At 66.7% G+C, this 18,749-nt stretch carries 24 protein-coding genes and 1 pseudogene; 17 read left to right on the forward strand and 8 right to left on the reverse strand.

What is annotated here, in order from left to right:
• Window positions 1–5: 5 nt before the first annotated feature.
• From OVA21_RS00395 to OVA21_RS00425, 7 genes are all read right to left on the reverse strand, one after another.
• Complete coding sequence (locus OVA21_RS00395; protein WP_264888396.1) at window positions 6–599, reverse strand: hypothetical protein; 594 nt, start codon at window positions 597–599, stop codon at window positions 6–8.
• 20 nt (window positions 600–619) lie between these two features.
• Entirely contained in the window at window positions 620–901 is a 282-nt protein-coding gene (locus OVA21_RS00400; protein WP_264888395.1) for a hypothetical protein, read from the reverse strand.
• An 11-nt stretch (window positions 902–912) separates the two neighbouring features.
• A complete protein-coding gene (locus tag OVA21_RS00405; protein ID WP_119192490.1) occupies window positions 913–1,194 on the reverse strand; it encodes a hypothetical protein in 282 nt (93 codons plus the stop codon).
• 2 nt (window positions 1,195–1,196) lie between these two features.
• Window positions 1,197–3,095, reverse strand: a complete 1,899-nt coding sequence (locus OVA21_RS00410; protein ID WP_268091531.1) for a cutinase family protein — start codon at window positions 3,093–3,095, stop codon at window positions 1,197–1,199.
• A 51-nt stretch (window positions 3,096–3,146) separates the two neighbouring features.
• Window positions 3,147–3,314 carry a hypothetical protein gene (locus OVA21_RS00415; protein WP_268091532.1) on the reverse strand — a complete coding sequence of 56 codons (168 nt, stop codon included), beginning with the start codon at window positions 3,312–3,314 and terminating at the stop codon, window positions 3,147–3,149.
• A gap of 485 nt (window positions 3,315–3,799) precedes the next feature.
• The gene (locus tag OVA21_RS00420) at window positions 3,800–4,456 is read right to left on the reverse strand and encodes a hypothetical protein (protein WP_146776268.1); all 657 of its coding nucleotides are present in this window, start codon (window positions 4,454–4,456) and stop codon (window positions 3,800–3,802) included.
• Between the two features lie 230 nt (window positions 4,457–4,686).
• Window positions 4,687–5,016, reverse strand: a complete 330-nt coding sequence (locus tag OVA21_RS00425) for a hypothetical protein (RefSeq protein WP_063935009.1) — start codon at window positions 5,014–5,016, stop codon at window positions 4,687–4,689.
• Between the two features lie 1,097 nt (window positions 5,017–6,113).
• Between OVA21_RS00425 and OVA21_RS19285 the strand changes: the two are divergent.
• The 3 genes and pseudogenes from OVA21_RS19285 to OVA21_RS00435 form a co-directional block, all read left to right on the forward strand.
• A pseudogene (locus OVA21_RS19285) lies at window positions 6,114–6,251 on the forward strand (helix-turn-helix domain-containing protein); the annotation flags it as partial.
• A gap of 51 nt (window positions 6,252–6,302) precedes the next feature.
• Entirely contained in the window at window positions 6,303–6,509 is a 207-nt protein-coding gene (locus tag OVA21_RS00430) for a helix-turn-helix domain-containing protein (protein ID WP_241504510.1), read from the forward strand.
• 94 nt (window positions 6,510–6,603) lie between these two features.
• A complete protein-coding gene (locus OVA21_RS00435) occupies window positions 6,604–6,816 on the forward strand; it encodes a hypothetical protein (RefSeq protein ID WP_132064161.1) in 213 nt (70 codons plus the stop codon).
• A 270-nt stretch (window positions 6,817–7,086) separates the two neighbouring features.
• Here the strand turns inward: OVA21_RS00435 and OVA21_RS00440 are convergent, their stop codons facing one another.
• Window positions 7,087–7,218, reverse strand: a complete 132-nt coding sequence (locus OVA21_RS00440; protein ID WP_264888391.1) for a hypothetical protein — start codon at window positions 7,216–7,218, stop codon at window positions 7,087–7,089.
• A 702-nt stretch (window positions 7,219–7,920) separates the two neighbouring features.
• Between OVA21_RS00440 and OVA21_RS00445 the strand changes: the two genes are divergently transcribed.
• The 14 genes from OVA21_RS00445 to OVA21_RS00510 all read left to right on the forward strand — a co-directional run bounded on the left by OVA21_RS00445 (window position 7,921) and on the right by OVA21_RS00510 (window position 18,436).
• The gene (locus OVA21_RS00445) at window positions 7,921–8,238 is read left to right on the forward strand and encodes a hypothetical protein (protein ID WP_119192486.1); all 318 of its coding nucleotides are present in this window, start codon (window positions 7,921–7,923) and stop codon (window positions 8,236–8,238) included.
• Window positions 8,239–8,299: 61 nt separating this feature from the next.
• Window positions 8,300–9,229, forward strand: a complete 930-nt coding sequence (locus OVA21_RS00450; protein WP_268091533.1) for a hypothetical protein — start codon at window positions 8,300–8,302, stop codon at window positions 9,227–9,229.
• Window positions 9,226–9,879: a class I SAM-dependent methyltransferase gene (locus tag OVA21_RS00455; RefSeq protein WP_063972548.1), complete on the forward strand. Its 654-nt coding sequence runs from the start codon at window positions 9,226–9,228 to the stop codon at window positions 9,877–9,879. Before OVA21_RS00450 ends, OVA21_RS00455 begins: the two co-directional genes overlap by 4 nt.
• The gene (fabG, locus tag OVA21_RS00460; RefSeq protein ID WP_070720967.1) at window positions 9,876–10,586 is read left to right on the forward strand and encodes a 3-oxoacyl-ACP reductase FabG; all 711 of its coding nucleotides are present in this window, start codon (window positions 9,876–9,878) and stop codon (window positions 10,584–10,586) included. Before OVA21_RS00455 ends, fabG begins: the two co-directional genes overlap by 4 nt.
• A gap of 169 nt (window positions 10,587–10,755) precedes the next feature.
• Complete coding sequence (locus OVA21_RS00465) at window positions 10,756–11,097, forward strand: hypothetical protein (protein ID WP_119192483.1); 342 nt, start codon at window positions 10,756–10,758, stop codon at window positions 11,095–11,097.
• An 872-nt stretch (window positions 11,098–11,969) separates the two neighbouring features.
• The gene (locus OVA21_RS00470; protein ID WP_119192482.1) at window positions 11,970–12,524 is read left to right on the forward strand and encodes a hypothetical protein; all 555 of its coding nucleotides are present in this window, start codon (window positions 11,970–11,972) and stop codon (window positions 12,522–12,524) included.
• 135 nt (window positions 12,525–12,659) lie between these two features.
• Window positions 12,660–12,944: a hypothetical protein gene (locus OVA21_RS00475; protein ID WP_119192481.1), complete on the forward strand. Its 285-nt coding sequence runs from the start codon at window positions 12,660–12,662 to the stop codon at window positions 12,942–12,944.
• Window positions 12,945–13,059: 115 nt separating this feature from the next.
• A complete protein-coding gene (locus tag OVA21_RS00480) occupies window positions 13,060–14,481 on the forward strand; it encodes a ParB/RepB/Spo0J family partition protein (RefSeq protein WP_268091534.1) in 1,422 nt (473 codons plus the stop codon).
• A 575-nt stretch (window positions 14,482–15,056) separates the two neighbouring features.
• Window positions 15,057–15,299, forward strand: a complete 243-nt coding sequence (locus OVA21_RS00485) for a hypothetical protein (protein ID WP_119192479.1) — start codon at window positions 15,057–15,059, stop codon at window positions 15,297–15,299.
• Window positions 15,300–15,462: 163 nt separating this feature from the next.
• A complete protein-coding gene (locus tag OVA21_RS00490) occupies window positions 15,463–16,362 on the forward strand; it encodes an ArdC-like ssDNA-binding domain-containing protein (RefSeq protein WP_268091535.1) in 900 nt (299 codons plus the stop codon).
• Window positions 16,363–16,538: 176 nt separating this feature from the next.
• Window positions 16,539–17,333, forward strand: coding sequence for a ParA family protein (locus tag OVA21_RS00495; RefSeq protein ID WP_268091536.1), 795 nt, complete (start codon window positions 16,539–16,541; stop codon window positions 17,331–17,333).
• Window positions 17,334–17,338: 5 nt separating this feature from the next.
• The gene (locus OVA21_RS00500) at window positions 17,339–17,665 is read left to right on the forward strand and encodes a hypothetical protein (RefSeq protein ID WP_268091537.1); all 327 of its coding nucleotides are present in this window, start codon (window positions 17,339–17,341) and stop codon (window positions 17,663–17,665) included.
• A gap of 5 nt (window positions 17,666–17,670) precedes the next feature.
• Window positions 17,671–17,949 (forward strand): hypothetical protein, encoded by a 279-nt coding sequence (locus tag OVA21_RS00505; RefSeq protein ID WP_119192476.1) that lies wholly within the window; start codon window positions 17,671–17,673, stop codon window positions 17,947–17,949.
• Between the two features lie 112 nt (window positions 17,950–18,061).
• A complete protein-coding gene (locus OVA21_RS00510) occupies window positions 18,062–18,436 on the forward strand; it encodes a hypothetical protein (RefSeq protein WP_146776267.1) in 375 nt (124 codons plus the stop codon).
• Window positions 18,437–18,749: the final 313 nt, after the last annotated feature.

The following is an 18,749-nucleotide window of genomic DNA, read 5'->3' on the forward strand; positions in this document are numbered from 1 at the left end:
AGCTCCTAAGAGTTGGGCCGAAATTCGGTGAAGTCGTCCAGGTTGTCGATCTCGGCGGCGTCCACCGCGGTCTGCTGTGTGGGCAGGACGAGCTTCCAGTCACCCGTCTGCCAGGCGAGCTGCGTGGGCTGGGCAGTGAGCGTCCCGTCGGGCCACTCGACAGCGAGCAGCACTTGAGCTCGATCGTCCGAGTAGTCGGTGAACCGGAAGCCTGCGAACGTCGCGGGATTGCGTACCCGTCCCTCCACGGAGACCAAGGCGCGAGCCTGTATCCACTGGTCCTTGCCCGGCCCGGGCGCCAGGATCGTATTGGCCATCCGCGGCCACTCTGCGTCGCCGGTCGTAGCCAGCAGCGTTTGACCGGTGATCGCAGCGATTACCGCGCATTGCGGGGTCCTGGCGTACCCGTGTTCAACGGGCTCGGTTTTTTCCGGGCACTGCTCAGCGCGGGGAACAGCGATACCGGCCATTGGCGACCAGGTCGCCTCCGGCGCTGACGTCAGGTCGGGGCCGGCAACCTCGTCTGTGTTGTCCGAGCCGCAGGCCGTGGCGGTCACGACCACCAGTGCAGCCGCTGCGAATCTCTTGAGCGTGCCCATCGTGCTCTCCTTCGCTGCGATCAGACGGGGGTGTAGATCAGTGAGACGACCATGCCGATGCTCGAACCAAGGACGAGAACGACGGCAATCACCAGCAGGCGCTCCACGCCCTGTTTGGGCTCTCGGCCCATCTCGCGTGCGTTGCTTATCTCCGCGAATGTCCAGCCGAGAAACACCACGGAGGTCACGACGACAAACGCGAGTCCTATCGAGATCCAGTTGGCAAACAGCCCCTGCATCACCGGGGGCAGCGGTATCGGCGATGTGGGAGGTGGTTGCTGCGCGAGCAGGCGGAGCGTCATAAATGCTTCGCCTATCCGAGCAGCCAGCCGACGATCGGCATGAGGACGCCCAGGCCGACCACGCCGCCGCCCCACCACAGCAGGCGGCCGGACACCTGGTCACCGCGTCCGTCCTGGCGGGCGAAGGCGATCCCGGCGAAGACCATGACCCCGCCAATGACTGCGATGACGATGCCGATGGCCAGCGCGACCCCGGCGACGTCGGTCAGACGGGTAGAGAGGAAGTCAGGCAGCCAGGGCGTGATGTTGTTGATGAACGACGTGTCGCCCTGGGCGAGTACTCGGGTGTTCATAGCTAGTTGCCTTCCAGATAGCTCGAGGTGGGGGACGCACTCGTGGAGGGCGCCGAGGTTGCCGTCGACACCGCGGTCGACGAAGTCGTAGTGGTGTAACCGAGGTCATCCAGCGCCGCGCGGGCTGCCTGGTTGTCGAACTCGACGGTCGCCAAAGCGCTCAGCCCATCGACGGACCGCCGAGGTGCGGGGGCCAGGGGTTCATCACTTCCGGCGGTGACGTCCTGCGCGATGGCCTGGACCCAATCCACCGTCGCCGCTGCCGGACTCCGGCCGTCGGGCAACACCGGCCGATCGGCGTAGGCGTTGTGCTCGTTAGTCGACAGCCACGCCGTCAGACTCACCGCCAGCTCGACCTGCTCGGGGACCGGGACACCAGCGTCCTTGAACACCTGCAACGTCTGCCGTGCCAACCCGGAGGCGGAACCAGGCTCGAGCAAGGACATGGCCGATTCGGACAACTTCGCCACGGCCACAGCGCCCGCCGCCGGGGGCCCACCCGTCAGACCGGCAACAGCGATCTGCGCCAAGTTCTCCGGCGTCACGGTCTTGCGAACAACGGTGATTCCCGCGCCCAACGCCATACCTCCGAGGCCGGCAGCAACGTCGACCACGGTCCGGACCACCTGCTCTGGTGTCGGCAACGGCGGTATTCCCGGGAGTCCTGGCCCCGCCGGCATCGGAGGCGCGGGCGGGAGAACCTGGCCCGCCGGCGAGGGCTCAGCGGTCTCGCTGGTCTCTGACGTCGAGCTTGTCGTGCTCGTCGACGTCGTCTGGCTGCTCGTCGATGCGGCCGTGGTTGCTTCTGCCGTGGCCGCTTGGACTCGCTTGCTCAGCACTGGGGTCTTCGCACCCCCATCGGGGCGCGGGGAGAACCCGACACCGCTGAAACCCAGGTCGACCACTTCTGAGAGGTCTCCGATGCTGACCGCGCGGTCGAGGATCCGCGCGAGCCGCTCCAGCGCCGCCACCGGGTCACCGAGCGAGACCTCCTCGAGGAGCGGAACGATGTCGGTCACCAGCTCCGATTCCGCGGGCAGACCGCACACGTAGTCGCCGGGCAGGCACCACGACACCACGCGATCGGCGATCTGTCCGAAGTCACTGAGGCCGGTCTTGTCGGTTCCCAAGCCGCCCGCATTCGCTGTGGCGAGCTGGTCCAGGCCAACCAATGCTCGCTGCACGTTCTCGCCGTCAGTGCCAGGAACGGGGCCAACGGTGGAGGAGCCCTCGGGGTGTAGTGGCGTGCCGCCCGCTCGAGTCGGATCGGCGAACAGTGCAACGCCGCCGATCTGGCTCGGGTCAATAACGCTCAGCCCTGCGCCGGCCCGGCGAGCGACGTTGCTGATGACCTCGGCGCCTTGAGAGAACCCCGCCAGGAAGACCTTCGTATCGGGGCACTTGGTGGCAATCTTGCCCATCAGGTCCTCGGTCATCTCGACCCCGGTGAGCATGGACTCGCCGTACGGAGTTAGATCCCCGACATTCAGCGGGATGCCCTGCATGCCGGGTGGCTGCGCTCCCCCGACCGTGGCCGGGTACGTCACGTACGTACGTGAGACTCGAGGCACCTGCTGCTGGTGGCTGGTCATCGCCGCCCCGAGGGCCTTACCGGCGGTGCCGGCGAGCGACTGCATACCGTCAGGCAGGTCAAGCAGCTCGGCGAAGCCAGACGACAGGTCTCCGATGTTCGGTCCGTTGACTGCGTTCATCACCGGGCGAGCCAGATCGCGCGAGAGGAAGCCGTGGGTGTCCTGGTTGGGTTCGGCGAACCGCGCGGTCTCCGAGGTGCCCGGTGCCAGCAGCATGTGTACCGCCGGGCACTGCGTGGTGCTCGCCGCGACCGGAGTGGTCCGGGAGGTTGCTGTCTGCGCCGCCGCGGGGCCGGTGCCGACCACCACCAACGCCGGCACCATCAACGACGAGAACAGTCCGACTCGAATGCTCATTGCTTACCTTCCGCCCCATGCCGCGACCTGGGTCCGCGCGGCGTCGATGAGTTCGGTGCCGAGTTCGGCGACGGCCGGTGGAACCGCTTCACGCAGCGACGGCCGCTTCTTGGTCGTGGGCGCCTGGCCGAGGGACCAAACGGCCAGCTCGTCCACGGCCACGGTGGTCATTCCGGGAACAAAGGGGACGGCCCACATATGCAGAGCCCCGTTGCTGATCTGGGTGAGCAGACCAGCAAGGACGTCCCGTCGCTGGCGCACTTGCTGCGGTCGACGGCCAGGCACTCGCGCGACCGTGATTACTCCGAGTAGTTGTGCGCTACCAGCTCCGCCGGTGGCGAACTGCCGCACGAGGGCGTGGACCCTGGTCAGCGCTGTAACTGACTCCTCGGCTACCAGCACCACGAAGGGAGACTGCCGGGCGTGGCCTCCGGGCCATCGCCCCTGAGCGTCACCCGCAGGGCCAATCCAGCGACACAACGTTGTGACCCCGGCGCCGCCATGAGCGCCAAGCAGCCAGAGCCCTGGAGCGCCGCTCGTCGGAATGGGCGTGTCCCACACTTGGGCGCACTCGCCCGCCGAAGGTGGCTGGATTGCGGGGCGTACCGGCCCCAGCCCCGAGGCGACGTCGTTACGAGTCTGAGCCAGGATGGGAGTCACTGTTCCTCCTCGGCAATCTCGACAATCTCGACGCGGTCACCGTCGCGGCTCGTCGTGATCTCCTGCACGAACGTCTGGGGAGCCTGCGAGGGTCGGACCTCGGTGATTTCGACCGTCGCGGTGTCACCGTCCGGTGTGATCGACACGCAGTGCTCGGTGCCCTTGGGAACAGAGTCGATGCCTTCTTGGAGAGCATCGACATTGACCAGCGTGGAGTCGTCCGAGGTCAGGTCCAGGGCCTTCTCCGCGTCACGGGCCGAGTAGTAAGCGTGCTCGAAGGCCAGGATCACCCCAGCTACGGACTTGGTGTCACCGGCTCCAGCACCGGTGATCGTTCCGCCGGACTCCGACTCCTCGCACGCGAACTCCTCCGCAGGTGCGCTTTCAACCTGCGCCGCAGCTCCGCTTTCGGCTTGGATCTGGTCCAGGTCAGCGGCGATGTTGTCTGGTTCGTTCTCGCCACCAGACATCTGTGCCAGTGCCAGAAGGCTCACCCCGGCTATGAGCACTCCCAGCCCGGCGATTAGTGCCACCGCAAGCGTTCGTTCCCGGCGACGACCAGGGCCGGGCGACTGAGCCGAGCCCGCCCATTCGTCCTCGTCGGTGGCCAGGTCCAGCGGCGGCTCAGCCCCGCTCCCTCCGAGCTGGGTCATCCAATCCGGGTCGGAAGGAGTCGTCTTCGACTCCGGCGGCGAGGTCCGTGGGGCCTCGCCACCGGGAGGAGGTGCCACGCCGAGAGCATCCATCCAATCCGCGCCAGCAGCGCTGGAGTCCTGCTCAGCGTCCGAGTCGACGCGCCGCAGGGAGGACTCGTCACCATTGTTTTTTTCCGACACTTGTGGCCCTCCTCAATCGGCGGGAATGCTCTCGGCGCGAAAACAGATCAGTTGAAGTGGACCGGGGGCACACCCGGGATGTTGAGGTCGTTGATCGACCCGGCAACGTGGTCCTTGGCCTGGTTGATCGAGTCGTTGATGCCGTTCTGCACGCCCATCGCCGCGTGCGGGTTGGCGTTGACCGCGGCCCCGCCGGCGCCGAGCGAGGCGGCACCACCGGCGGCGCTTCCGGTACCGGCCAGGCCGGCGATCGCGGTACCAGCGGTGGCAATCGGACCGGCGGCGGTGGCCGCTCCAATGACGGGGGCAGCGATCGGGCCAAGGGTCGCTAGCGCGGCGATGATCGCGCCGGAGATGGCAGAAGCGGCGGTGAGCATGGTTGTTCCTCTTTCTCTACGGGTGGGACCGGCGACCGGGCGGTCGTCAGCCGATGTGAAGCTGCTTCGGAAGGATCGGGGCCTGTGGCACGACGGGCGCGCGACCTCCGAGGTCGATCGTGATCCCCTGCGGTGTGGCTGCCGGGGCAGGAGCGGGAGCGGGAGCGGGAGCGGGAGCGGGAGCGGGAGCGGGAGCCTGTCGAACCGGCGCCTGCTGCACCGGGTACGTCGGGGCTTGCTGAACGGGATACGACGGGGACTGCTGCACCGGCGCAGGCTGATGAGAGCGGACCTGCTGCGTGGGAGCCTGCGTCGCCGGAGCGATTTCGACCTTGGGGGCCGACTCTCGGCGCTCGTCGGGCTCGTTCTCCTTCTTCACCTCACGGGTTGGCTGGACCGCCTTCGCTAGGCCGGCCTGTTTGGCCTGGGCCGGACGCTGCGTAGCCGTCCGGGATGAGGTCGCCTGCGCGGCCTTGACTGACCGCTGGGAAGCACTGGGCTTCTGAGCCACATCCACGCCGGCCTGAGCGGTCGACGGCCGAGCTGCGGGCGCAGTCGCCTCCTCGATTCCTGACTGTGTCGCGGCCGATGCCGCGTACACGCCGCCGAAGGCGATCAACGCTGTACAGGCGCCGATGGCTGCTCCGCGAACGGCCGAACGGAGGTCTCCCTGGGTATGGCTCATCGCATCCTCGGATCACTGAGGGCGGCGCTCGGCACGGGGCAGCGCCCCGTGACCAGGGGGGCGCCGACAGTCGGCAGAGCACACGCGTGTGGTGGGAATTGCGCTTCATCGCACCGGGACAGAATCAACCGGTGCGGAGCCGTACCGACGGTACGAGCGCAGAAGGCACGGTATGCGAACGCTGGGTGCTTGCTCAAGGGCTTCCCTCTCAATTCCGGTGAGCCTCTACTTAGTTGATAGACCAGCTTGTCTAGCGAGTCTGCAACGCTAGGCTATAGCGTTAAGTTATACCGGCGCAAGGGCTGAGGGGGCCGAAATGGACTGCGATGATGATGCGAGTTGCACGCCAGATGCAGGAGGTTGCGTGGCTCGCAGGCCCGGCTATGTCAGCCCTTCCGTGGCTCGCGGAGCGATGCTCCGACACGGCCTCACGGGCCTCCAGGTCGCCGCTCGCGTGGGGGTTAACCCCTCGACCGTGCGCAACTGGCTAGCCGGCCGCACGGCGCCAGCCCCAGCGAAACTTGCCGCGCTAGCCCAAGTCCTCGAGCTGAACGTTCGGGACCTCACGGGCGTACTCCCGGGCCGCGAAACCCTCTCGGACATGCGCGTGCACGCAGCGCTCAATCAGTCCGAGGTCGCCGAGCGCGTTGGCCTCAGCCAAAGCGCCTTCTCCACCATCGAGCAGGGGGGCTCGCCACTGTCCGAAGCGCTGTGCGCCAGCCTGGCCGACCTCTACGGGGAGCCCCAGGAGGCCGTGCGCGACGCATGGCAACGCGCCAACGACACGCTCAAGGGTTCCACCCAATAGCGCGCATCTGTATCGTTAAGTAATACCGGCCCGACACGCCGCCCGGCCTAGGAAATAACACACCTGAAACTACACCCGTGATACCACTATTCCCATGGCTCCTCCTCGTACCACTGAAGGTCGCACTCAACTCAATGCGCTCATCGACGAGAAGTTGTTCGCCGACGTGCAGCGCCTCTGGCGGGAATCCGGCAACCCCAAACGCTGGCAGGTTGTCGAAGAGATCGTCCGACTGGGCGTCGAAGCGTACGAAGCCGTACCCAAAGACCACCGGGGCGGGCAGCAGGAGCTGCTCCAAGCCGGTTAAGAACCGACCACGACTGAATAGGAGGACGCCTCTCACCATGCACTGACGCGGGTATCGACTGACCACCGAGTACCTGCGTGACAACTGCACAGCGGAGCGTTCACAAACAAAAAAGAACGCCACCCGACGGGAATCGGGTGACGTCCTTGAAGTTTGAGATCAGGACAGGCGACCAAACCTGCTTCTGATCTGCGCTCCCTCCCAATGGAAGGAACTGTCGTGCGAGACAGCTCCGAGGGTAGCGCACACCCAAATGCGGTGTCCAGCATGTCAATGCTGGGCGAGTCGCAGGGTGCGCCAATAGACCTCGATAACACGCAAGAACCCAACCTCGGCGACGTGATCCGCCAGCGGATCGAGGATGCCGAGAAAGAAAACACGCTGCGCGGCCAACGCGGCCACTCCTGGGCCCTCGACGGCCGACAGCCAGCCTTGGTGTGGCAAAGCCGCACCAAGTGGCTCACGGCCGCCGCGGCGGAGTTGGCGTGCGCTCCAGGCCGGCAGCTGTGCCGGAAGTGGGGCGTGTCCTCGCGGACCGTACTGCTCGTAGCTCGGGCGTGCGCTCACTTTGCAGACTCCAGCACCGGGCGAGGCGTCACCGCTTCCAACGCCACTATCGGCCGGGTCGCCGCTGAACTAGCGGGTCGCGCTCGTCCGTACTGCCACGATGTTGTCCTGAAAGCTCGGGCCGTCCTGGCGGCGCTGGAACTCGCGGTCGAGGTCGCGCGGGGGCGATACCTCACCGCCGAGGAACGATTTCAGGCAGCCGTGCACCACGACGGAGTCCAGATCCGAGCTGCATCCACATGGGCGCTGACGACTCCCCGCAGGTGGTACACAAAATCGTCTCTACCGCGTAGCGGTTCTACGGGGAGTAAAACTCCCCGTAAGAAGCGTTCCCCCACACACGCGCGCAAGCGCGCGCCGGCGCCCTCCGGGCGCTCACCAAGACTCCAGGGGCGAGAGCGGCCTCGCCAGGCACACATTGTCACCGCCCAGCTCGTCGCCTCAGCAAAGAGCCTCGACAACGGCCGTCACCTCGGGTCACTGGTCGACGTCATCGACGAGCTCGTGGATTGCACTCGCTGGACAGGGCGTGATCTGGTGACGATCCTCAACGAGGATGCGCGGAAGAACCCGCGGGACTGGCCCTCGACGATCAAGAATCCGGCCGGTTTCCTGCGGCATCGCCTCTCACGGCTCCGGAACGTGCTCGCCGGCCCCTCACCCAGCGAGGTGGCCGAGGAGCACCGACAGCAAGCCCTCGAAGAGCAGCGCCGACGGGCCGAGGCCGCCGCCGCAGCCGAGGAACGCGCGGCTACTCCTGAGCAGGTGTCACGCCACATGGACGCCATTCGCTCAATCCTGCGGCGACGGCAGCGCAGGTCGGCGGAGAACGACCGTTTCGGCCTCGCCAGGTAGCGACTGAGGGTGGTGATCGGGGGAAGTTGATCGCCCGAGATTGAGCTCGAAACCATAGGCTGTGTCCGTCATTGACCACGTCAGGAGGCTTCACGTGAGGCTTGATCCGAGATGGATCGTCTTCGATCTCGCAGACAGAGGCGATGGAGATCTGATGGTTCACTCCATCGGTGGAATCCCCTGCCAGCGCACGCTCCGACGGGCCGTCAAGAGCAACCTGCTCGACCTCGACCGTGACGGTCTGAGGCTGCTCACGGACTACGCCCGCACCCGAACATGCTCGACTCCCGGCCTGCACGCTGACTACCACCTGGTCGAACACCCCGAGTGCGGTCCGACCGGAATCGCCGTCTGGCTCCACCCCACCCCGCCGGTTGAGCGCTGCGTGCTCAACTCGTGGGTCATGGACCTGGCCGATCTGACCACCGTCACTGCCGGCGACGACGTCTCCCTCATGGCCGACGGCCGTGTCGCCGGCGAACAGCGGCCGATTCAAGATCTGTGGCGATTCCTGACTCCGGCCGACGCCGCCACCCTTGTCACGCGCTACAAAGCGGCGGTGCTCGACCCGGACAACACGTGGGTCGGATACGAGTGGACTCTCAACCTGCCGGACGCTGCCCCGCTGCACATGTTCAGCGGAGGCCGGCTCCGCGTCGAGGGTGAGCAGCGACGGATCATCGGCACCAGCGTCGTCCTCGCCGAGCGCACGCAGGAACCTCCGGACCTCCTCGGGCCGCTCGTCGAGTTCGCCTCCATCACGCTTGCACTGGTCAACCGCCTGGCGCGAAGCGCCGTCACCAGTGTCGGTGCAGACGCGCCGCTGAGCTACGAGGCACTGTGCCGCCTCGTCACCGAGTATGACCTGTATGAAACCGGCGTCTTCCCCGTCGAGTTAGATGGCATCGAGTTCGATGCCAGGGTGGTCCCGATCGCAGACATGGAAGGCGGGGCGGCCACTGTAATGCTGCGTAGAAGAGGAACTGCATGAGCGAAGCACGCGATCGCGGCGCCAGCGGAGGTATCTACAACCCCGTCACTCTCAGGCTCTACGACGCGGGCGTCCTCGGGCTGACCAATCGACTGATCTGGCGATGCCCGACAGCGACGATGGTCGAGCACTACCGCAGCCACGCCGGCCGTAGCCACCTCGATGTCGGCCCCGGGACCGGCTACTTCCTCGAGCGCATCGACTCCCCCTCGCTCACCCTGCTCGACCTCAACGCCTCCTGCCTCGCCGCCGCGTCCGACAGAGTTGGCCACGGCAGATCCGTCGCCTCCCTCCAGCAGTCCTTTTTCGACCCGCTCCCCCGTGAGCACAGCTTCGACTCAATCGGTCTGAACTTCCTGCTTCACTGCATCCCCAGTCAAGAGAAGTGGGACCGCCTCTCCCAGCTCCGCGGCCACCTCCGGCCTGGCGGGACCATTTTCGGCTCCACCCTCATCCCCGATCCCGAGACCGCGACGCTCGCAGCTCGAGCGTTGAATAGCACCTACAACAAGCTCGGCGTGTTCGGTAACGCCGACGACACCATGGACGAACTGGAGAACGCGCTCCGCGGCTACACCGAGGTCAGCACCCGGCGGGTCGGCCAAGTCGCGCTGTTCTCTGCACGACGACCCCAGGAGGATCACACATGACCGACGCACGCGTAGCCCTGGTCACCGGCGCCAACCGAGGCATCGGCGCGGCTATCGCCGCCCGACTCGCCCGCGACGGCTTCACGGTCGTCGGCACCCACCGGGGCAGCGGCGTCGGCGAAGGCATCCACGGCGTCGAATGCGACGTCACCGACCCCGAGTCCGTCGATGCCGCGTTCACATACGCCGAGCAGACCTTCGGCCCGGTCTCCGTCGTCGTGGCCAACGCCGGCATCACCAAGGACACGCTGGTGATGCGGATGAAGGAAGAGCAGTTCCTCGACGTCGTCAACACCAACCTGGCCGGCGCGTTCCGCATCGCCAAACGAGCGACCCGCAACATGCTCAAGCAGAAGTACGGCCGCATCATCTTCATCGGATCCGCATCCGGAATGTCCGGCGTCCCCGGCCAGGTCAACTACACCGCCTCCAAGGCCGGCGTGATCGGTATGGCCCGCTCGTTCGCCCGCGAGCTCGGCATCAAGGGCATCACCTCGAACGTCGTGGCCCCCGGATTCACCGAGACCGATATGTCCGACGCCATGGACGACAAAGCCAAGGAACTCGGTACCTCGATGATCCCGCTCGCCCGATTCGCGCGGCCCGAGGAGATCGCCTCCGCCGTCGCGTTCCTGGCCTCCGAGGAAGCCAGCTACATCACCGGAAACGTGCTCAACGTCGACGGCGGAGTGGGTATGGGGCACTGAACTGCCGAGCTGGCACCGGGACCGGAGGTGACCCCTTCCCGCTATCTCCACAGTCTCCAACCCCTCCCCCAGACGCTGACCCGGCCGAGCTCAGCCCACGGCGCAGCGCTCAGGGCCGACTACGCTGGGCTCTCGACCGCAGTCACCCCGAACCAGAAAGGACCCCACCATGGTCATCGACGGCAACGTGATCGAAATCGGCACGCTGAACCAGCTCAAGTCCGGCTCGAACGTGCTCACGATCAAAGTCCTCCACCGGGCCTACAACCCCACCGCCCGCAAATTCACCGGCCAGGTCGTCTACGACGTCGAGCTACGCAAGCAACTCGCCGAGAACGCCCACGCCAGCCTGACAATCGGTGACGACGTCATCATCGACGCCGACGAACACGACCTCGCCGCCACCATCTACACCGACAGCAACGGCCAGGACCACCCCCTGCTCACCGGAGCCAAAGCACGCAACCTCGGCATCAGCATCCGCTCCGAGGCACTCCCTGTTACGCCTTGACCTGCTCAAACGCATCTTGCGCGCATATAGTCATGTGCGTAGCATCTGAAATGCGGAAGACGCCGGAGCTGCTACTCCGGCGCCTCCCTGGAACTGTCACCTAGCTAGGCGTCGGTTCCAAAGCGGATGAGATCCAAGAGAAGTCGACCGACCTGGGCCGTGGCGCTAACCACAGCGACCCAGAAGGTCGGCTTCTCGTCATTTCGACGGGTTCCCATCACATCACCTCCTTCCATCTAGGCAACGGCCCTGCGGATGATGGGCCGCACCCCTGCCGGAAGGAAGCGAACTCAGTATAAAGAGCCGGTGGGACACCAGAGTTAAGTCGGAAGGCAGCCCTGTGACCAGCATGTGGAGCCTCATGTGACTTGCTGGGGATAACCCATTTGCTCGATGGGTGTGGGTGTTCTGGGGCCAGCTCCCGCGTGCAATACCGTCTGGTGACTCCCGGGGCGTAGTCCCCTGGTGCAGGTGGGTGGCCGACCTTGGGTTGTGGGGCGATCTGGTGGTCAGCCCTCTTTCCCTGCCACCCCGAGTCTTCGTGCTCCGCTACCGGCGTCAAGGTCGGCGCCGGCTCCGCCGTCGCCCGGTCGTCCGCGAACAATCTGGCCCGCGCTTCGCTTATTTCGGGCCAGATTGTTCGCTCCCGTCCGGGTTCCCTTCCTTGACTCCGTTCGCTGCGCACGAGATCGGCAGGTGTCAGGGAAAGGGGGGCCCTGCGCGAACGGCTCTGACCGCGTGGTGTCGGGTGCATCGCCGCAGGTGAGAGGCGATTTAACCGACCCATACTAGTTGCATACTAGTATGATGGGTGTATACTGGAAGCAGAGCGGGCCACAAGGCCCCTCACCCCGAACCCGAAAGGAGCGACCGTGACCACGTCGCCCGCCTACGTCATCCCCGGCGCCGAGGGGATCGCCGCCGCCTACGCCGATATGCGCCGCTACAACGTGGCCCCGCTCGTGGCGAGCGACTGGCTCATTGAGCAGGTGAAGGACGCCGCCCGCGACGACATCGCCCAGCAGCTCGAGCGCAACCACGGCGCGCCCGCCGAGGAGTCCCCCAACGTTGCCGATCTGGTCCTACGCCAGATCTACCGCACCATCGGCGTGGCCCTGGCCGTCTACAACAACCAGCGCAGCCGCGTCACCGCCATGGATCACATCGCCACCCCCCAGGGAGCCGCTGCGATCAACCGCGCCGCCGTCGCCCGCAAGGTCCGCACCAACGACGCCCACCGCGCCATCTTCGAGTACACCCCCGACATCGACACCGTCGAAAACGGCAAAGAGACTATCTACTACGTCTCCGGAGTCATCTACGTCGGCCCCCGCGTCCGAGCCCTCACCGCACGCTTCACCGGCACCGCCAACGCCCTCACGGCCCACAGCGTCACCCTCACCCACTTCGACGTGCTGCTGCCCTAGCCCTCAGCCCCCGGAGGGGACGCCCGAGGGGCGTCCCCTCCGGGCATTTCACAGCCCGCCCGCGCCTCCACAGACCACAACAGGACAGCCCCGCGTCACGGCGAAAGCGCCCCGAGCCGTGCCAGGCTGGCCCGCATGGACACAGCCGAACCCCTGCACTCGACCAGCCTGCGCGACCTCCTGCGCCAAACCGTCGACCTCGCCCGCGCGGGCGACCACCGCGCCCGCCGCATCACCATCGGCCCCCGCAGCGGCATCGTCACCCCCCACACCAAGCCCGACGGCACACTCGACGCAGACGACCTCGCAGCCCAAGTCTGGTCACTCGGCCACGACGAGCCATCCGACACCGGAACCTTCACCGGCGGCTTCTACACCAGCCGCGGAGTCAGCCGCCTCGTATACGCGCCCGAACCCTAAAACCGCAGGTAAACACAGATTAACGCATCATGCACGCCCAATGCGTGCATGATGCGTGTATACTGAAAGCAGAGCGGGCCACAAGGCCCCTCACCCCGAACGAGAAAGGACCACCGTGGACACCACGATGAACCTCATCCACGTCAGCCCCTCGGAGCTGACCATCCTGTCGAACATCCGCGACGCCCAGGTCTCCCCCGACCTGGTCGCCAGCATCCGCGATCACGGCCTACTCGAGCCGATCAACGCCTACTACGCCGACAGCGGCACCCTCGTCGTCAAGCACGGACACCGCCGCACCCTCGCCGCCTGCGAGGCCGGCCTCGAATCGGTGCCCGTCGTCGTCACCGCCGCCCCGGCCAACGACCTCGACGGCAAGGCCGACCTGATCGCGGCCCAATGGGACGAGAACCAGCAGCGCCAGAACCTCACCGCCCGCGAGCAGGCCGACACCATCGCCCAGCTCGCCGCCTTCGGCGTCTCCCCCGCCCAGATCAGCAAGCGCCTCCGGGTCGACCGCTCCACCGTCGACGCCGCCACCACCATGACCAACACCGCGGTGCTCGATGAATACGACCTGACCATCACCCAGGCCGCGATCGTGGCCGAGTTCAGCGACAACCCCCGCGCCGTCGAACGCCTCATCCAAGCCGCACGACACGGACAGTTCGACCACCAGGCCGCACGTCTGCGCCAGGACCGCGAAATCGCCGCCGCCGTCGCCCAGGCCCGCCCAGAGTGGGAGTCCAAAGGGGTCCGCATCATGGACTGCTGGCCCGACTACAACGCCCCCGGCGAATGGGTGTCCAGCCTCGTCGACATCGACACAGGCGAGCACGCCGAGGTCGACCACAACGCCCCCGGCGACCACATCGCCGTCCAGCTGCGCGCCGACTACACCACCGTCCTCACAGCCACCGGCGAGCCCGTCGACCCCTACGAGCTCTACGAGGACGACGACCAGGACATCCCCGAAGGCGGCATCACCCGCAGCCAGGTACACGAAGAACTCGTCGTCACGCACCGCCTGTACTGCGACAACCCGGCGGCACGCGGCTGGAAGCGCCTCGGCGCAACCGCACCAGCACCCGAGGCGACCGAGCAGGACAAAGAGGCCGCCCGCGCCGAACGCCGCGACGTCATCGCCGCGAACAAGGCGTGGCTCGCCGCCGAGCAGGTTCGCCGCGACTGGCTCAAGACCTTCTGCGCCCGCAAGACCGCGCCCAAGAACAGTGCCCCCTTCATCGCGGCAACCATCGCCAACAGCCCACACCTGCTGGCATCTGAGCGCCTGCGCTCCGAGCGCGAGCACTACCTCACGGTCAAAGACGTCGCCGAAATGAGCACCGCAAAGGCCACGATGACAAGCCTGGCCCTGTGCCTGATCGCCCACGAGACCAACACGCACAAGGGATCGTGGCGACACATCGACCCCCGCACCACCGCGTACCTGCGCTTCATCGAGGCCCAGGGCTACGCCCTCTCCCCCGTCGAACGCCGAGCCTGCGGCGAGACCGTGCTCACCGACGAGCTCTAACCCCAAGGCCCGCGGTGGTCGGACCGAAGACCGGTACGGCCACCGCGAGGCCGCCCGCAGGGCGTGAACGAAAACCAGAATGATCATTTGCCCGACCGGTGCGGGTGTTCTGGGGCCAGCTCCCGCGTGCAATACCGTCTGGTGACTCCCGGGGCGTAGTCCCCTGGTGCAGGTGGGTGGCCGACCTTGGGTTGTGGGGCGATCTGGTGGTCAGCCCTCTTTCCCTGCCACCCCGAGTCTTCGTGCTCCGCTACCGGCGTCAAGGTCGGCGCCGGCTCCGCCGTCGCCCGGTCGTCCGCGAACAATCTGGCCCGCGCTTCGCTTATTTCGGGCCAGATTGTTCGCTCCCGTCCGGGTTCCCTTCCTTGACTCCGTTCGCTGCGCACGAGATCGGCAGGTGTCAGGGAAAGGGGGGCCCTGCGCGAACGGCTCTGACCGCGTGGTGTCGGGTGCATCGCCGCAGGTGAGAGGCGATTTAACCGACCCATACTAGTTGCATACTAGCATGATGCGTGTATACTGGAAGCAGAGCGGGCCGCAAGGCCCCTCACCCCGAACCCGAAAGGAGCGAAACAATGGCAAAGCCCGGAACCCTCCTCGAGTCCTTCGACCTCGAGGTCCCCGACGAGTACCGCACCATCGCGGCCGAAATCTGGCTGGTGCTCGCCGACGACGGCACCGAAATGCTGTGGCACTACGAGGACGGGCGGCACGCCTTCACTCATCCCGCCCGCCGCTGCGCCAACTGCGGCGAGGTCATCACCGCCAGCGCCTCCGGGGCGCGGTGCTTCGGCTGCGCCGGAGGGCTGAACCTCTAACCTCACCGCCTGCCCGGCCCGCCACAAGCGAGCCGGGCAGGCGGCCCCGCATTGGACTGGGACACGAGCGCATCATACTAGTTGCATACTCGCATCATGCGTGTATACTGGAAGCAGAGCGGGCCACAGAGCCCCTCACCCCGAACCCGAAAGGAGCCAAACAATGGCCCGCAAGACCTACACCCCGCAGCAGCGCGAAGCTGCCCGCGAGGCCCGCGCCGCCAAGGTCGAGCAGATGCACAACGAGCTGACCGCCGCCGTCAACGCCCTCGCCGAGTCCGGCCAGTGGCAGCGCTGGCTCGATTTCCTGGGCAGCTTCCACCAGTACAGCCTCAACAACACGCTGCTGATTCAGGTGCAGTGCCCCCACGCGAGCAAGGTCGCCGGATTCAAGGCATGGCAGGCCAAGGGCCGCCAGGTCCGTAAGGGTGAGACCGCGATCCGCATTTTCGGCAAGCCCTTCCGCATCGTGTCCGAGACCGACGAGGCCACCGGCGAGAAGACCCGCCGCGCCGTTAAGTGCCCGCCGCCCGTGGTGTCGGTGTTCGACATCTCCCAGACCGACCCCATCGAAGGCGTCGAGCAGCCCACCGCCCCCGTGGCCCAGCTCCAGGGCGACGACCCCGCCGACCTGTTCGAGCGCATCGCCGCATGGATGACCGGCCAGGGCTGGACCGTCACCCGCGAGCAGATCCCCGGCGAGGTCAACGGCTTTTGCACCATCGACGGCAGCCGCAGAATCGTCGTGGACGCCGACCTGTCCGACGCCCACGCCGCCAAGACCGCCATCCACGAGGCCGCGCACGCGATCCTGCACACCGACGAGGGCGGCAAGGGCACCACCGAGCCCGACCAGGCCACCTGCGAGCTCGAAGCCGAGTCCGTGGCCTACGTCGTGGCCGGACTGCATGGCCTCGACACCAGCGACTACAGCGTGGGCTACGTCGCCAGCTGGAGCGGCGGCGAGGCGGAGAGGATCAAGGCCACCGCCATCCGGGTCCAGGAAGCCGTTCACCTCATCGCCGAAGCCCTCACCGACGAGACCGAGGAGGACGCCGGCTAGGCCGGCGGGGGCGGTCGGGCGTGGCGCCGCTCCGCTAGGCGCCACGCCCGACCGCCGGCCACCCGCCCCAGTGGCCGGCCACGACACGCCCCTCCCCCGAGCATCACACTTGCGACATGCCCGCACCATGCACGGATATACTCGCACCATGCACGCATAAAGAAGGGATAGTGCCCATGACCACGGTCATCGCGATCGCCAACCACAAGGGCGGCGTCGGCAAGACCACCAGCGCCCTCATGCTCGCCCATGCCGCCGTCGCCGACGGACGCCGCGTCCTGGTCATCGACCACGACGCCCAAGGGGGAGTGGCCCTGCGCATCCTCGGCGACCGCGACCCCGACGGCCACACCCTCGCCGACATCTACGCCCGCACCCCAGGCGTCACCCTCGATCGGGCCACCCACACCACCCGCCGGGACGGACTCGACATCGTCCCGTCCGGACGCGGCGCACTGGCCGCAGCTCTGCAATCACTTGGGGGAGTAGCCCCCGGCAAAGTCCTACACAAAGCCCTAGACGCCGTCCGCAACGACTACGACCTCATCGTCATCGACTGCGACCGCGGCCTGTCACTGGGCACCATCAACGCCCTCTACGCCGCCGACCGGGTCCTGCTCGTCACCGAACCCGAAAACGACTCGTTCAACGGCATCAGCGACACCGGGGAGCTCGTCGACGAAATCAACGAAGACCTCCGCCCCGCCCGGCCGCTGCCCGATCCGGACATCCTCATCAACCTGCGCGACACAACCCGCACCGCCACCCACGGCCGCGTCGCCACCGAGATCCGCGAATGGGCCGACGCCTCCGGCTACCGCGTCCACCCCCACGACATCCCACGCCGCGCCTTCATCGCCGAAGCCGCCGCCAACGGCCAAGGCCTGGACGAGCTCAAAGAAATCGCCGCCGTCACCGTCCGCGACAGCTTCCACGAGCTGCTAACCACCCTGACCGCCGAGAGGAACTGATACCCATGGCCGCCAAGCCGCCCGTTCGCCAGCGCAAGACCACCGACAGCCTCGTCGCCCAGGCCGCGGCAGGGGAGGAGGCCACCCGCCCAGCCGACGCCCCCGAATACCGCAACTGGAACGTGCGCCTGCCCGCCGACCTCGTCGAACGAGTCTGGGGCACATGCCAGGCCCTCGAGGACGCCGAAGACCTCCCCAGCGCCGTCGCATTCACCGTCCGCGCCTTCGAGGAGCTGCTCGACCGCCTCGACACCGAACACAACGACGGCCAGTCCTTCCACGCGGACGCCAGCCCGTTCCGCGCCGGCGGACGCACCACCTACAAGAGGTAAACCCCATGCACATCATCACCATCACCACGACCGCCCCGACCGGCGAGCTACTGGCACAACAGACCCTCACCACCGCCGGCGACCTCACCGAAGCGCTCGACCTGGCCGCCCACCACGCCTCGGCCAGCACCATCGACATCCACGCCCACGATCCGTACCAGCACCACGCCCACCTCATCGCGCTCGGCGACGAACCCCACGCCGTCATCGCGCCCCGCATCACACCCAGCGGACGCACCGACCTCATCGCCACACTCCGAGCAGCAAACAGCCTCGCAAGCTAACCAAAGCCGCGTCGAGAGCGCCGTATAATAAAGTACGTAAGAGCCGAACGGAAGCCTAACGTGACTAGTCTCACGCTTGCGAAGAGGCGATTCGGCCCATAGGTTCTCTGCCATGACACGCCCTCAAGCATTTCAAGTGTTCCCATGGCTCATCACCGACGAGACCCTGTACGTCCGCCTGACCCCACAGAACGGACTGAGGAGAATCCGCAACGGTGAGCCCGAGCTCCAGGTCATCAGGGGCGGATGGGTCGTAAAGCTCGCCCGCGCAAAGAAAGTTCGCCGCCTCATTGTCCTCAACCCTGACGGCACAATCCGGCGCGTCCTGCGCGTCAGCCTCGCGCACCACGCATACGAGTCCAGCAGTCCAGAAAAGCGGCCCCAGCCCAGGGCCTGGTTCGACATCCGCGACGATCACCAGGCCGCCAGCCTGATCGGCACGCGCTCGCCGGTCATCCCGGCTCGGAACCCCGTCAAGTACGGCTAAAAGCCAAGGCAAAGGGATTATTTGCTCGATGGGTGTGGGTGTTCTGGGGCCAGCTCCCGCGTGCAATACCGTCTGGTGACTCCCGGGGCGTAGTCCCCTGGTGCAGGTGGGTGGCCGACCTTGGGTTGTGGGGCGATCTGGTGGTCAGCCCTCTTTCCCTGCCACCCCGAGTCTTCGTGCTCCGCTACCGGCGTCAAGGTCGGCGCCGGCTCCGCCGTCGCCCGGTCGTCCGCGAACAATCTGGCCCGCGCTTCGCTTATTTCGGGCCAGATTGTTCGCTCCCGTCCGGGTTCCCTTCCTTGACTCCGTTCGC

The sequence above is a fragment of the Dietzia sp. SL131 genome, assembly GCF_026672565.1.
GTDB lineage: Bacteria > Actinomycetota > Actinomycetes > Mycobacteriales > Mycobacteriaceae > Dietzia > Dietzia kunjamensis.